The sequence below is a fragment of the Verrucomicrobiia bacterium genome (genome assembly GCA_036268055.1).
In the GTDB taxonomy this organism is placed as follows: Bacteria; Verrucomicrobiota; Verrucomicrobiia; order Limisphaerales; family Pedosphaeraceae; genus DATAUW01.
The window spans coordinates 43,633-58,178 of sequence record DATAUW010000016.1 but is presented as its reverse complement, the minus strand read 5'-3'; the positions used below and the strand labels follow the sequence as shown (position 1 = coordinate 58,178).

Sequence of the window (14,546 nt, the reverse complement as noted above, 5' to 3'; positions counted from 1 at the left end):
ACGACTTGTTAAAAGGTTTTTCATGCACCGAAAAAAATGCCTCCCAGCACCACGCCCGCGCGCGCTCCGGCGCGCGCCGATGCGGCGGGTGGCGGTCAGTTGACTTTGATGGCTGACGGAGGAAAACACAGCTTCAGGCCGTTCTCGGTTGGAGTATTCATTCGAGTTTGAATCCTTTTACCAGATGCGCATCCGTGACAGTAAAAGGATTTCAAATCCAAATCTCCGGGTTAATGTGCCGTAATCTTCGGCGCTGCGCCGACACTTTGCAGGAACGGCATCTCGTCGTCCGAGTGGTACCTCGTGCCATCCGGATTGATGATGGTGGGAGTGACGAAGATCATCAGGTTCTTCTTCGACTTGCTCGAAGACTGGCTCTGGAACAACCGGCCGACCAGCGGCAAATCTCCCAGCATCGGAACCTTGTCTTTGATCTTGGTGACCACGTCGGTCATCAAACCGCCGAGGACCACCGTCTGCGAATCCCAAACCGTCACCGAAGTGATCACTTCGCGCAGGCGGAAATGCGGCAGCGGCAGCACCGCCGTCAGCGAGGCATTGCCAGTCTGGCCGGAAACCAATGCCGAAGGTACGAATTGGCCCGGATCATCGTAACCGATAAATTCGGTAATCGTCGGAATCAGCGTCATCTGAACCGAATATTCATCCGATGAAACATAAGGGATCACGTCCAGCACCGGGCCGAATGGCAGAGGCTGGGTTTGATAATTGTTCGCAATCGGCGTTTGGACAATGGGGCTGTTAAGACCGTTGGCCACGCCCGAAACTCCAGCGCCCGCGCCGGGAGTTGCGCCAATGGTCTGGCCGGTGACAATCGTCTGCACATCTACCGCCTGAATCTGCGCCTGGCGCCCGCTTTCCGTCGTGACTTCCGGCGCATTCAATTCGTCCACGCCGTCACGCTGTTCCAACGCTTGAATCGCCACCTTAAACTGCGGGTCGGTGAGAATGCCGGTAACTGATGCCACCGTTGGCGTCGTATTGCCTAAAGGTCCGAAAATATTCCGCAAGCCCGAAGTTACATTGCCATCGGTCGTAGCCGGAGCGGTCGTCGTGGCGCCCAGCAATGAACCCGGAAAGGTTCCTTCCGGGTTGCCTGTCGAAGGCGAACCCGAGAAACTCGGTTGCGTGCCGCCGGATGCCAGCGTGCCGCCGATTTGGGTGTTTCCAAGAAACCAATTAAAGCCCAAGGCGCGATTGTCATCCTCGGTGATTTCGATGAACTTCGCCTTGATGTTGATTTCCGGCGGAGCCTGGTTGAGCGCCTGGATTGCGGCGTCAATCATGTCCAATTCCGCGGACGTCGCGCGCACCGTGAGGATGCCTTTGCGATCATTGAAGACGAACATCTTCCCGATATTGGCCGGATTGTTTGAGGCGGTATCAATGCCGATGGAGGCAAAGAAACTGCGCACCAGAGTTTGTTCACCCGACAATAAATTGCTCGAACCGGTCACATACGCCAGCCCCGCACCCGTGCTACCGCCTTGCCCGCCACCGCCAGTTTGGCCGCCGCCGCCGCCACCACCCGTCGTGCTGATCTGCGCGCCCGTTACGTTGACCTGAGGCAACACCGTGGTGGTGCTGCCGCTGCCGCCCTGGCCGCCGCCGCCACTGGAACCACCGCCACCGCCACTGCCGCTACTGGTCGTCACATTCGCAAAAGGAATGCCTTCCACACTTTGCAATCCCTGGCGGAACGTATTCGGGTCCACGCGGAAGGTCCGGGTCTCGAGCGAAGCCAATTCCGGCCCGCGCAATGAGAAAACAATCGCATAATCCAAAACGGAATATTTGATCGGCTTGTCCGACGCCAAAACGATGGCGTCGAGCACGTCCGCAAGACGGACATCATTCAGTCCAGGAGTGATTCTTACATTGACCCCGCCAATGTCCGCCTGTTCCGTCGGCAGCGGAGCCACGGGCAGTCCGGTCGCCGGATCAATCGCCCCGACCGCTGAGGGAGCGCTGGCTGGCGCCTGGTGATCCACCAGGAAATTGATGCCGGTTTTATCTGGGTCGCGAGCCCGGGCCAAATCCGCAAGATTATTGATCACTTCGGGCAGCGGCAGATTGTCATACTTGATGGCATCAATATGGATGCGGTCAAGCTTGGACATGATCACCTGGCGGCCGCTGCCGGTGTGAACAAGATTCGTCCGCGCGAACATGTTCGGGTGCGGCAACAATTCACCAGTGCGCGCGTCTTTGGTCCATTCCTTTTCAACTTTAATCAGGCTGTTGGCGTTTTCCAATTCGCCCGCGCGCGCCGCGTCCGCCATGCGATGCTGGCGGATCAACTGAAGGTACTGATAGGCGGCGACGTTTGAAGGGTCTTGCAAATAAGCCTGGTTCAACTTGTCTTCGGCTTCATCAATCTTCCCGGCTTCAAAAAGCAGTTTGCCATCCTGCACCATCGTGGCGATCTCGATTTCGTTGGTGCGGAAAGACGGGAGGCGTTCGATCAGTTCCTGGCTCGGAATAGTTCCCGCCTGCGCTTCGAGCAACTGGCGATTTTGCCGTTTGAATTCAAGGGCGACCCGGTTTTGCGGATCAACTACCAGCACGCGATTCACGCGCTCTTCCGCCGCCTTGTAATCCTGATGGCGCTGGCATTCGCGAGCGAGATCCAGCAACACACTCGACAGCCCGGAAATCGTCTGCGTGGCTTCGGGCTCGACACCGGAACCGATGCGCTGCACCAAGTCGTAACATTTCTCGTAAGCTTTATTGGCCGCCAGCAGGTCTCCCCGCGCGCGCGCGCTTTGCGCGATGACCAATGTTTGACGCAAGGCAATGGTATCAGCCTGACGAACGATGGCTTCACGTTCCGCGGTTACGACCGGGGTATCAGAAGCGGGTTGGGCTTTAAGTCCGGAGCCGGATACGGCAAGGGCAAGCAGAATCAAACAGAACGATTTTGAGGCATTTATCATGGGTTTAGTGGCGTTTGGCAGAAACTTCAACGCGGTTCAGTTGCAGGGTGCAAAGTAATAGTGGTTTTCTTTTTGTTTGATTCGGCCAACACTACAACATTGGATTCAGTGATGGCAACGATATTGTAAGAACCATTGGCGAAAAACAGCGGGCGCGAACCGACGCGCTGGTCGTTCCAGCTTTTATTCTCTGGCGGATACTTCAAATCCGCTGAGTAGCTTTCAACTTTGCGAAATGGTTTGTCGGTCGAGAGCGTGATCGGCTCGGAAGTTTCCTTCCATTCCAACTCCAGCTGCGTGGGATGATCCGGCGGTCCGACGACATTGTGCAAGCTGATCAACTCGCCCGGGCTGTCCTTGCTCACCAGACTTTGCGTGTGGCGTTTGTCCGAACGCAATGCTCCCTGGCGTTCGATGTTGATGAAATAACCATTGGCGCTGGGTGAACCGTAACTCAATTCCAGATATAGCGGCTTGATGTTCACCACTTCCAGCGCGCCGATGCCTTCTTCATTTCCCGTTATGTATTTGTGAACGGTGCCATCCGGATTCCGTTTCCAGACCACTGGATTGAAGATGTTATGCTTGGTCGTGTAATCGAGATGAAGCGGGGTTTGCTCACGCTGCAAGGCTTCGTCTTCCAGCGTCATGTCCGCCGCCGCCAAGGGCTTGGGATTGGGCTTTCGATTCGTCCGCGCCGCCTCCAACGCCGCGCGCTTGTTGGAAATGAAAATCGGCAGCCCGCAAGTGGCGGCGGTCAGGATTAACAACACGAAGCCAAGGATGACTTTTTCGTAATTCTTCTTAATGAACTCCATGAGAAACCTTATTTTGCCGCAAGCGGCTTGATTTTGACCACCTGCAACGTCAGGGTCACGCGCAACGGATGTTCATTGAGGATCACCTGCGGTCCGCTGTGGCTGACCGGCGCGACCGGCGCAGGCATCATGGCTGCCGGTGGCGGCACGTCCCCCCGGCGCATTCCTGGGTAGCCGCCGCGATACGGATTATACGGAACAGGCATCCGGCTCGGCGGAATCGGCTGATTCGCGAACGCAGAACCGCCCTGCTCGTCCGCCATCGTTCCCACGCCGGACGGTTCCACATTGATGGTCTTGACTAAAAACGCGTTGGTGGAACTGGCGAAATTGGCTAGCACAATCGCCAACTCGGAACTGAAACAACGGAACGTGATCTCGTAAGGCGTCAGGTCGGCCAGCGGAGTCGAAACGGTTTTTTGCGTCAGGTAATCCGGCGGGCTGTCGTCATTGGGAGAGACAATTTCGCGGCGGATGCTGTCGAGCGAATTCACTTTGGCGTCGAAGAGCAATTCGCAGATCGTCTTGATCTCGCCGAGATGCTGCGCCAGTTGCCCAATGCTGGCCGCGTCGAAATTCATGATCTTCCGCTGCGCTTCAAAGGTGAAATAATAATCCGGGGGCAACTGCACGCTTTGATTCGTTGCCAGATGTTGCAACTGGGAAATCGTGATGCGCAGGCTGGAGGCAAACTCACGATCGGAAATCCGGTTGGTCGTTTCGGATTCAGGAACCGGCGGGATCGGCTGGAAGTAGGGCTGAACTTTTTTAACGTAGGCACGCAGGGCGGCCGCCTGGTCTTTCGCGGCCTGAATGTTATTGATCGTGTCATTTCCCGGGTGCGGGTTCTGCCCCACCAGGCGATCCAGTTCGGCGTATTGCGCCTTGATCTGGTCAGACACCGAGCTTTCGTCGGCTATCTGCGTATAAAGGTAATATCCCCCCACGCCCATCAATGCGAGCGCGATGACACTGCCGATGACAAAATATAAATTCCGCTTAATCCAGGCCATACTATAACTTCAATGGGTGTTTCAATTTCAGGTTCACCCCGAAAGTGAACGTCCCGGTTGCATCAACAGGGTCAATGGTGCCGGAGAGTTGGGTTCCGTCCTTGTCAAAAAGCGGGTCGGCCTTAAGCGCGCTCTCCACCGCGTAAGCGATGTCGGAGTTCGCCGAGGGCAGCGTGGGACTGGCAAGGTTCACGCCGCGAAATAATACCGTGATGACCGAGACTTCATTCGTGTCGGGCACACCGGCAGCCGGCGCCACCGGCGCCACGGGCGGCGGGGCCATCTCGCCGCGGCGCGTCGGCCGGTAATTATTATTTGGATTGTAGCCGGGCGTGGGATTCATGCCGGGCTGCGCATTGGGATCTTCCGCCACCGGCGCGTAGGAAATAAATTTTTCGATCCAGACGCCAGTCGGTTGATTGAGCGTGCTGCCGGTGGTGGCTTCGACCTGGATGAGAATTTTGTGCAACTCCGTCAAGGTGTCCGCCCAGAAATAGCGTTGATCAATCCAATTTGCAAATTGGTCTGCCGTTTGGCGGGCCTTGTCCAACTCCCCGCGCGCCTGCTTGAATTGCGTTTCCTTTTGTTGCTGCGGCTGGATGTCCGCGGTCAACTTATCCAACTCCGCGCGGTTGATCGCGGCCAATTTCTTGAAGACGAAGCTGGAGAGGAACACCACCAGCACGAGACTGAACACCGTGGCGATGAAATAAGGCTTCTTCTGGTTGAACTGCACCCAGCTCAAGGTGCTGTCCGGCATCAAATTCAATTCCACCGGGCAATGCGCCAGATTGCGCAACCCCAGGCCCACGACTTCACCCAATGAATGCGCCACGCGCGCGAGTTCTTCCAGGTTGATGGATGGGTCAATCTGGACGTTGCGGAACGGGTTGAAATATTCGACGGGCACATTCAATTTTTCCGCGAAAAATTGCGCCGTATAAGGCATCAGGGACGCGCCGCCCGACAGGAACAGCCGCTGCGGCGCCGAACCGCCCTGCTGGCCGCGATAAAACTGCATCGTCTGGTTGACCTGGATGTGCAACCGCGTCATGAACTGGCGCGCAATCTTGGAAATGGCCGCCTGGTCGGGATTTTCCGGCTCTTCGTACGCGCCGCCCAAACTCACGAAACCCTCGGCGATTTTCTTCTTCTCAGCATCGCCCCACGCGAGCTTCTTCTCATTTGCAAAATCCTGCGTGATGGAATTCGCACCAAGGTTGATGCTGCGGGAATAAACTTTGCCCTTCTCGAAGAACAACAAATTGCTGGTCTTGGCTCCGATGTCCAAAAGCATCGTGCAATCATCAAGGTCCGGATAATTATAACGAAACGCATTGCACAGGGACGCCGGCGAAACGTCCGCCAGTTGCAAACGCAAGCCCGCCGATTCCGTCACGCGGAACAAACCTTCGACGATGTCCGACTTGATCGCCACGAGCAGGACTTCCAACTCGCCCGTGGAGGTCGAACCGAGGATTTGGTAATCCCAGACGACTTCCGCCAGCGGGAATGGGACATTCTGCTGGGCTTCGTACTGGATGATTTGAGTGACCTTGGAAGTATCTACCGGAGGGAGTTTGACGAACTTGGAAAAAACGTGGAAGCCGGGGGCGCAAACATTGACGTCCTTGGCGCGGACACCCTTTTCGGAAATCAATTCCTGCAGGGCCTTCTGCATCACACCTTCGCGGGTTTCTTCCTTGGAGCCTTCTGCGCCCAGCGACTTGAGCCCGTATTGCTTCAACCGCAACCCGCCAACTTCATTGACTTCGAACTCGGCCAACTTGAGGCTTCCCGCCCCGAAATCAACCGTCAAGAATGACTTAGAATTTAACATTCAATTTTAGTTTGCCTCTCATAAACAACTTCGCGGCATGTCCGCCAAACCATTCTTTGAGAAAGTAATTCGTGGTGGTTACTGAAAATCTGGCGGATGGTCAAACATAAAATATTCTTTTCCCGACTTTCTTAAATAATATTTTGGCTGCCGCGCTTTTCTTAACCTCGGCATTTCTCGGAAACGCCGCGCGCCTTTGGATGTCCGCTTACACTTACACTTTGCCGCGGAAATACTCGATGGTTTTTTTCAGCCCCTCCTTTAAGGGCACTTTCGGTTCCCATTGCAACAACGTCTTCGCCCGCGTGATGTCCGGCTTCCTCTGCTTGGGATCATCCTGCGGCAACGGCTTGTGGGTGATGCGGCTTCGCGACCCCGTTGCCCGAATGATCTCCTCGGCAAATTGGAGCATCGTCATCTCATGCGGGTTACCAATATTGACAGGTTCAGCGGTCGAACTGTTCATTAATCGGTAAATGCCTTCAATCAAATCGGAAACGTAACAAAAACTGCGCGTCTGTTTGCCCTCGCCGAAGATGGTTATCGGCTTATTGGTCAATGCCTGGCTGATGAAGGCCGGAACCACCCGCCCGTCCCGCAAACGCATGCGCGGGCCGTAGGTATTGAAGATGCGCACGATGCGCGTCTCCACTTTGTGCTCGCGATGATAGGCCATGACCATCGCCTCGGCGAACCGCTTGGCTTCATCATAGCAACCGCGCGGGCCGATGGTGTTGACGTTGCCCCAGTAATCCTCGCGCTGCGGATGAACCAGCGGGTCGCCGTAAATTTCCGAGGTGGACGCCAGCAACAGCCGCGCGCCCTTGTTCTTCGCCAAACCCAGCGCCTTGTGCGTGCCCAGTGAGCCGACTTTCAAGGTCTGGATGGGTATTTCCAGGTAATCAATCGGGCTGGCGGGCGAGGCGAAGTGCCAGACAAAATCCACCGCGTCGTGCATGAAAAGAAACTCGGTGACGTCCTGCTGGATGAACTTGAAATTCGGGTTGCCGCTCAGATGCGAGATGTTGTCCACCGAGCCGGTGACAAAATTATCTATGGCAATGACTTTATGTCCGCGAGAGAGCAGCAGGTCGGTCAGATGAGAGCCGAGAAAACCCGCGCCGCCGGTGACTACCGAACAAGGCTGGGAACTTTTCGCGGGCCGTTTTTTCTTCGCAGGCATAATTTTGGTGCGGAATGTTTAAGGGGAATGGGCCGGAAGGTCAACCACGGTTACATCTTTTTTCGGCTGCCGGCTATTGGTCGCGTTCAAGAGTTTAAAACATTTCGCCTGGACGCGAAAAAACAAATTATTTCGCGCCCGTTCCAATCATGATCACGGGAATAGTACGCCAAATAATTTTCAAGTCCAGCCATAACGACCAATTATCAATATATTCCAAATCGAGCCGCACCCAGTCTTTGAAATCGGAGACGTTATTGCGCCCGCTGATTTGCCACAGGCAGGTAAGGCCGGGCTTCACGCTCAGGCGGCGGCGATGCGCCAGATCGTCGAAACGCTTGACCTCATCCACCGGCAGTGGCCGCGGCCCCACGATGCTCATCTCGCCTCGGAGCACGTTGAAGAGCTGCGGCAATTCATCAAAGCTGAATTTGCGCAGCCATTTGCCGACCGTGGTGATGCGCGGGTCGTTGGTCATCTTGAAGACCGGGCCGGACATCTCATTCATCGCGGCCAATTCATGCTGGCGCTGCTCGGCATCGGTCACCATCGTGCGGAATTTAAAAATGGTGAACGGCTGGCCATTCAACCCGCACCGCTGCTGGCGAAAAAGAATCGGCCCGGGCGAAGTGAGTTTGATCAACAAGGCGATGATGCCAAAAAGAATCGAGCCAGGAACCAGCGCGACCAGGGTCACGATATAATCGAAGCACTGCTTGAGAACCCGCTGCCACGAGGCTTCCGGCGCCGTGCGAAAAATCAACACCGGACGCCCGTGAAAATCATCGAAGCTCGTGCGCGAAATCTGGGCCTTGAAGATGTCAGCAATCAGCCACACTTCCACGCCTTCCTGTTCGCACGTGCTGATGGCGCTCTCTACTTTTTCGAAATAATTATGCCGCGCGCTCAGAATGACACCGTTGGCCGAATGTTCATGCAGCAAATCGCTCAGATGGTCCACCGAACTTTGATTGAGGTCCAATTCCGCGAAGACCACCACGCCATCCTCATTCGTAACCGTCAAATCTTCGCGCATCCGGGCCGTCTCGTCCGGCGTGCCGACCAGGATGAACCGCCGTTGCAACTGGGATTGCGCAAACTTGCTTCGCAGCCCCACCCGCGCCAGTTCTTCCTTCAACAGGATCAGGCAGAAGGTGATCAAGCCGAACATGATCGCGATGGCGCGCGCCAGTTCCAGGCGCAGGAAAAAGATCACGATGATGAGACAGACGGTGGAAATCAGACAGCCTTTGAACAACGGCCAAAGCATCGCACGCCGCGGTGAGAGCAACGGCCGGTCGTAAAATCCCTGCGCTTCCAGCACCAGCGGGCCCGAGAAAATCAATACGAAATAAAGCCAGAAGTACGAACCGAAACTATGGACCGGGTTGAGCCCCAGGTACGCCATGATGTCCGGGTTGGATCGCAACAGCCATGCGATCCAGAAGCCGACGCCAAACAAGCCGGCATCAATGGCCTGTTGGATTTGCGTTTTTATCTGGCGATGGCGCCGCAGCATTTTTTTCGCTTTCTGTCAGTTTCTAAAATACATCCGTAGCCAATCGGCTCGCCGGGTGCAACCAAATATCCGTTGGTTGCACCTTCGTTCCCGAAGCGCTAAAATTATTCACTGTTATCGCGATGCCGTTTGCTCCGGCTCGCGCGCGGCCACTTGCGGGCCCGCCGACAGTTGAAACTTCGGCACTGCGTCCGCAATGAATTTCTTCATGCGCGCATAAGTCGCCTCTTCTTCACCCGGCCAGCAAACCGAGAAACAACTCACATAAGCCCAGCGTTCCAATTCCCCGGTGCGAAGCAGATGCGTGGTGGTTTTCCACATGCGTGAAACATGGCTCGAGGTCAGGTCATGGTCGGCCACGAACCAGTAAACGTAAATGCCGCGAATCCGTTTGCTGTCCTCACCCGTGCCTTTGGTAAGCCGCGTGCTCAGCAGGCGCATCACCGGCAAATCATAAGGATGCGGACTCTCCACGCGCACGGTATCGCTATGTGATTCTGAGGCGTCAATGTCCCATCCGCTGCCGGCCAGGCAGAATTGCGGCTTGTGAATGCTGGTGCGGTCTGCGCCCATTAAAACCACATTGAGCAGCATCATGCTATTCTTGTCTGGGCTCAAAAATCGGCGCTGGGCAAAGCTGGTGTCATGGGGCAAGCCTTCGAGCACATTGGTGTCCGTCGGAACCATGATGGAATCGTAATCGAGCACTTTCTCCGGGAGAAAAACTTTCAACCGCTTGCTATCGGGAATGACCGACGTAATCAATCCAGGCGCTCCCAGCTTTTGATGGCCTTTCAAGGATTTCAGCAGCGTGCTAGCCATGACCATCATCATCAGCGCAATTCCGAACATGATGCGTGCTTGTTTGTTCATGCGGTCCTGGGAGTTAAATCGGTGGGCTCTTGAGGTTCGTTGCCTTGTAGCCAGCGGCCAAGGAACATCACGCCGATAATGGCCGGCACATAAGGAAGCATGCTGAAAAAGAAATTATCATGCACGTAATTCCCGCCTTTTTGGCCATACAATTCCGCGGCCACGATGACGCACATCAGGCGCACCACATTGCTCAACATCGCCAGCGGCAAAGCCATCGCGATCATCAACACCCGCTTCCACGACTTGTCCAAATAAAGGAACGCGTAAATGGTGGCCAGCGCGAAGATCGCCAATAAACTTTGCAGTCCACTGCAGGCGGCGGCCACTTCGTAACTATAAGTGTGCGCCGCGTTGAACAATAAATTCCCCTCGCGCTGCACGTCCAATCCCAGAATGTTTTGGCTGATGACTTGCACGATCTTGCTGACCGCCAACCGCAGCGGCACCGTGATTGACTCGCCCGATGAAGAAATCGGAATGCTGAACATGAACAGAAAAAATGGAAAAACACTTTTCCGCAGCCATTGTGGACCCCATGCCATTCCCATCAACGCATAGATGCCCCCGAACATCGCCACGATGGATAATTTCGGCTGCTGAATGACATACGATGCCATGTGAAGCAACACCGCTCCAGCCAGCATGAATACGCCCGGCCACCAGGCACGATTCGGTAGCACCAGCAGTTCCTTGCGTTTCATCCAGAACAAACCCAGTACCAGAAATGGAATCAAATTGCCGTGGCCATCTTCGCCGTGTGCCATCGGATTATTATAAGTAAACCACATCCAATAAAGCAGCGATGCCGAGTTGATGTAACCGAAGGTCGCATTGCCATAAAACTGAAATACCAACAGCCACACCAGCAGCAGCGGGAAAAACAGCGACTTATTCGGAAGCTGGTGCCAGCTGTCCGTCAATTCTTCCAAAAAGCTTGGAGCTGGCGCAACTGTATTGTCTTTCTTATCCATTCGGTTATCGGTGCTATTTAGACCATAATTTGAGTGAGTTACTCAATCAAATTCGCGGACTGCAAAGGCTATCGCCCATGCCGATGGCGATCATCAAACAAAGATCACATGAAGTTGAGCGTTTTTGCAAAATCATGGCTTTCAAGAAACAGTGGCAAGAGACGACAGCAAATCATCACGTCCAGCCTTCCTTGGCCAAATCCTGACGCGTCCGCATTTCCGCCGACGAAGATCGGCCGGATCGAACGCGTTGTTCATTAGTAAAACGTCACCGTCGAATTACTTCTTCGTCATCTCGCCGTAAATCCAGTTGTATGTTTTCTCCAGCCCGTCGCGCAAACGCACGCTCGGCTCCCAGCCCAGGTATTTTTTGATCAGCGTATTGTCGCTGTTGCGGCCTTTCACACCTTTGGGCGCGCTTAAATTATACAAACGCTTGAGCTTGATGCCCGCGATGCCTTCCACGATGTCCACCAGCCCATTGATCGAAACCAATTCGCTGCTCCCCAAATTGATCGGCTCCAAAATATCGCTCGCCAAAATCGCCTGCGTCCCTTTCAAGCAATCGTCAATATACATGAAGCTGCGCGTCTGCTGGCCGTCGCCCCAGATTTCAATCTCATGCTTGCCGCTCAATTTCGCCGTGATCACTTTGCGGCAAACCGCCGCCGGCGCCTTCTCGCGCCCGCCATCGTAAGTGCCGTACGGCCCATAGACATTATGAAAACGCGCGATGCGCGTGGCCAAACCAAAGTCTTCGCGGAAATGCCGGCACATGCGTTCGCTGAAAAGTTTTTCCCAGCCGTAACCGTCTTCGGGCATCGCGGGATAAGCATCGCCTTCTTTCAACGCCGTCACGTCGGCGTTGGTCTGCTTGTCTGCCGCATAGACGCAAGCCGACGACGCATAAAAAAATCGCTTCACGCCATGAAGTTTTGCCGCCATGCAAAGATGCGTGTTGATCAAAACCGTCAGCATGCAAAGCGCTTTATTGTTTTCGATGAAGCCCATTCCACCCATGTCGGCGGCAAGATTATAAACGGTGTGCGCGCCTTCCAGCGCTTTTTCGCAGGCCGCTTTTTCTCCCAGATCCAGCACCAGATTTTCCACGTTTGGAAAAACCTGATACCATTCCTTCATCGGCTTGAGATCCACCGACCGGATGTCCTTGTGTCCCTGGCGCAACAAATCCGCGACCAAATGTCCGCCAATAAATCCACCGCCACCGCAAACGACAATTTTTCCAGAACTCATATTTGATCTTGTATTAGAGCCGCGCAACATAAGCACTGCGCAAATTTATTCAAGCCGATAATTCCACGGCGGGCCGCCTCACGACCGTCCCCGCAAACGATATTGCAACTGCCCCCAGCGCCGTCCGAGCTTTCGCCCCATGAGCGTCAATGCTCGCTCGAAATAACTTCGCGCCGACAGCGTCACCGGCGCTCGTTCCTCCACCGTCCATTTTCGCAAAGCCGGATCGTTCGAGTCCGGCAAGGGCGTCCGCGCGATGGAACGCATTTCATTCAGCAACCGCCCTCTCAGCGGTGTGGCCACTGGCGAAAATTTGCGCGCTATGACTAAAGCCACCACCACCAGTGTCATCAATCCCACAACCAAAAGTTCCGCGATGGACCCCGTCGGAAAACGATTCAATCGCAGCCACGTCAGCAGGCTCCCAAAATTTCCCACCCAAAAAATCCAATACCACCATTGAAATTGATTCTTCCTCCGCCGAACCACCGCCATGATCGGCCTGCCCGTATTCAAGCCCACCCACATCCCCACGAAAATTTTGTCGGTCGTAAATTTCAAACACAACATGTAAAAAAAACTCCACACCAGTAAATAGGAAATCACCGCCGTCATCGTCAACGGACGCAACAGCAATCCCCCAATCGTCATCGCCACGCACAATCCCAGCATCGCCGTGCGCACCGGCCGGAACTGCGCCCGCGTCGCCGCCACCTGCCCCTCGACCACATCCTCCGGCGTCAAGCTCGTCGTCAGCAATAACTCCAGCGACCCCTGCCTCCGCTCAATTCCAATCGCCCGCGCCGCCGCGTATGTTTCGACCAATCCGATTCCCGCCAACGCCATCGCCGTCGTCACATAAAAACCGATCGGCTTTCCCCAAAAATCCGGCCACGCCGACCACGCCACCAGCCACAATCCCGCGAGAACCCCCACAAACCCCCACACCAGCAGCACCGGACGCCTATCCTGTTCCGCCAGCCATTGAAACGCGTTTTCCGCCAGCGCGCGCCGCCGCACCCTCGCCCGCCACGCCACCGAACCCCGCGTCAGCCCCATCCATTTCCCGCGCCAGCCGCCCACCGCCAAATCCCGCGCCTCCGTGTCCCGCCAATGCCCATTCAGCCACACCGCCGCGAACCCCAGGCACAACAACGTCCACCCCAGGCTCACCCCCGTCGCCAGCCAAAACCTCCCCACCGTTCCCCCGTAAAAATTCATCCCCACCAAATACGCCCCGTACGCCGGGCTCAAACACAACCAGCGCGCTGAAAACGGCGCCAGGCCCGACGTGAAAATCCCGCAATAATACGGCAGCGGAACCGCCACGCAAATCACCACCCCAACCACCACCGCGCAAACAAACGCCGCCCCATCCTCCCGGCACAAAACCGACCCCACCACCCCCACTGCCACCGTGAACAACAACAACGCCGGCCAGCACGCAATCGTCGCCACAAATAAATTCGCCGACAAACCGCCGCTAAAAAACGGCACCGCCAGCATCGGCATCAGCGCCAGCAAATCCGACGACGCCACCAGCAATCCCCCCAGCAACTTTCCCAAAAACAATTCCCACGCGCCAATGCCCGTCAGATACAACAACTCCAAAGTCTGATTGCGCCGCTCGTCGCTGAACAAACCCACACTGATCCGCAACGCCGGCAACAGTGACAAATAAAGCCCGCCAAAAAATAAAATCCGATGCAACGCACTTCCCGGCCCGCGCGACCCCATCAACCCGGAAAACAACAGAAACAAACACACCACCACCACCCCCGAACCCGCCGTCATGAGCCGCGTCCTCACCACGCGATTCTTCCGCAGCGCAATTCGCAACTCCCTGTCTATAATCGCCGAAAGAAACATTCCTCAGATTTTTTACACAAAACCAAAAACTGAAAACTTGAAACTTCTGCCCCCATTCCCAATTTTACATTTTTAATTTTTAATTTTTAAATTTTTAATTTATAAAAACCTGAAACTTAAAACATAAAACTTCTCGTTCCCATCTTCCCCCTCTCCGCCACCGTCCGCGGGGGAGAGGGCCGGGGAGAGGTGGTCCCCACTGAAAACCAAAAACTTGAAACTCCCCATTAACCATACCCAACCCTC

The 14,546-nt window shown here is 55.2% G+C and carries 10 protein-coding genes; all 10 read right to left on the bottom strand.

Translation table 11 applies throughout. The features are described 5' to 3' along the window. Nucleotides 1-230: 230 nt before the first annotated feature. Nucleotides 231-2,930 carry a hypothetical protein gene (locus VH413_09045; protein ID HEX3798834.1) on the bottom strand — a complete coding sequence of 900 codons (2,700 nt, stop codon included), beginning with the start codon at nucleotides 2,928-2,930 and terminating at the stop codon, nucleotides 231-233. Between the two features lie 53 nt (nucleotides 2,931-2,983). Next, a complete protein-coding gene (locus VH413_09040) occupies nucleotides 2,984-3,775 on the bottom strand; it encodes a hypothetical protein (GenBank protein HEX3798833.1) in 792 nt (263 codons plus the stop codon). 8 nt (nucleotides 3,776-3,783) lie between these two features. Then, nucleotides 3,784-4,788 carry an Amuc_1100 family pilus-like protein gene (locus VH413_09035; protein ID HEX3798832.1) on the bottom strand — a complete coding sequence of 335 codons (1,005 nt, stop codon included), beginning with the start codon at nucleotides 4,786-4,788 and terminating at the stop codon, nucleotides 3,784-3,786. Nucleotide 4,789: 1 nt separating this feature from the next. Continuing rightward, nucleotides 4,790-6,628, bottom strand: a complete 1,839-nt coding sequence (pilM, locus tag VH413_09030; GenBank protein ID HEX3798831.1) for a type IV pilus assembly protein PilM — start codon at nucleotides 6,626-6,628, stop codon at nucleotides 4,790-4,792. A 214-nt stretch (nucleotides 6,629-6,842) separates the two neighbouring features. Then, complete coding sequence (locus tag VH413_09025; GenBank protein HEX3798830.1) at nucleotides 6,843-7,811, bottom strand: UDP-glucuronic acid decarboxylase family protein; 969 nt, start codon at nucleotides 7,809-7,811, stop codon at nucleotides 6,843-6,845. 127 nt (nucleotides 7,812-7,938) lie between these two features. Further along, nucleotides 7,939-9,330 (bottom strand): sugar transferase, encoded by a 1,392-nt coding sequence (locus tag VH413_09020; GenBank protein ID HEX3798829.1) that lies wholly within the window; start codon nucleotides 9,328-9,330, stop codon nucleotides 7,939-7,941. Nucleotides 9,331-9,444: 114 nt separating this feature from the next. Beyond that, the gene (locus VH413_09015) at nucleotides 9,445-10,203 is read right to left on the bottom strand and encodes an exosortase-associated EpsI family protein (protein ID HEX3798828.1); all 759 of its coding nucleotides are present in this window, start codon (nucleotides 10,201-10,203) and stop codon (nucleotides 9,445-9,447) included. Beyond that, nucleotides 10,200-11,177 (bottom strand): exosortase/archaeosortase family protein, encoded by a 978-nt coding sequence (locus tag VH413_09010; GenBank protein ID HEX3798827.1) that lies wholly within the window; start codon nucleotides 11,175-11,177, stop codon nucleotides 10,200-10,202. Before VH413_09010 ends, VH413_09015 begins: the two co-directional genes overlap by 4 nt. A gap of 279 nt (nucleotides 11,178-11,456) precedes the next feature. Then, nucleotides 11,457-12,431 carry an NAD-dependent epimerase/dehydratase family protein gene (locus tag VH413_09005; protein ID HEX3798826.1) on the bottom strand — a complete coding sequence of 325 codons (975 nt, stop codon included), beginning with the start codon at nucleotides 12,429-12,431 and terminating at the stop codon, nucleotides 11,457-11,459. A 78-nt stretch (nucleotides 12,432-12,509) separates the two neighbouring features. Then, on the bottom strand, nucleotides 12,510-14,240 hold the full coding sequence (locus VH413_09000) for an ABC transporter permease subunit (GenBank protein ID HEX3798825.1): 1,731 nt from the start codon (nucleotides 14,238-14,240) through the stop codon (nucleotides 12,510-12,512). Nucleotides 14,241-14,546: the final 306 nt, after the last annotated feature.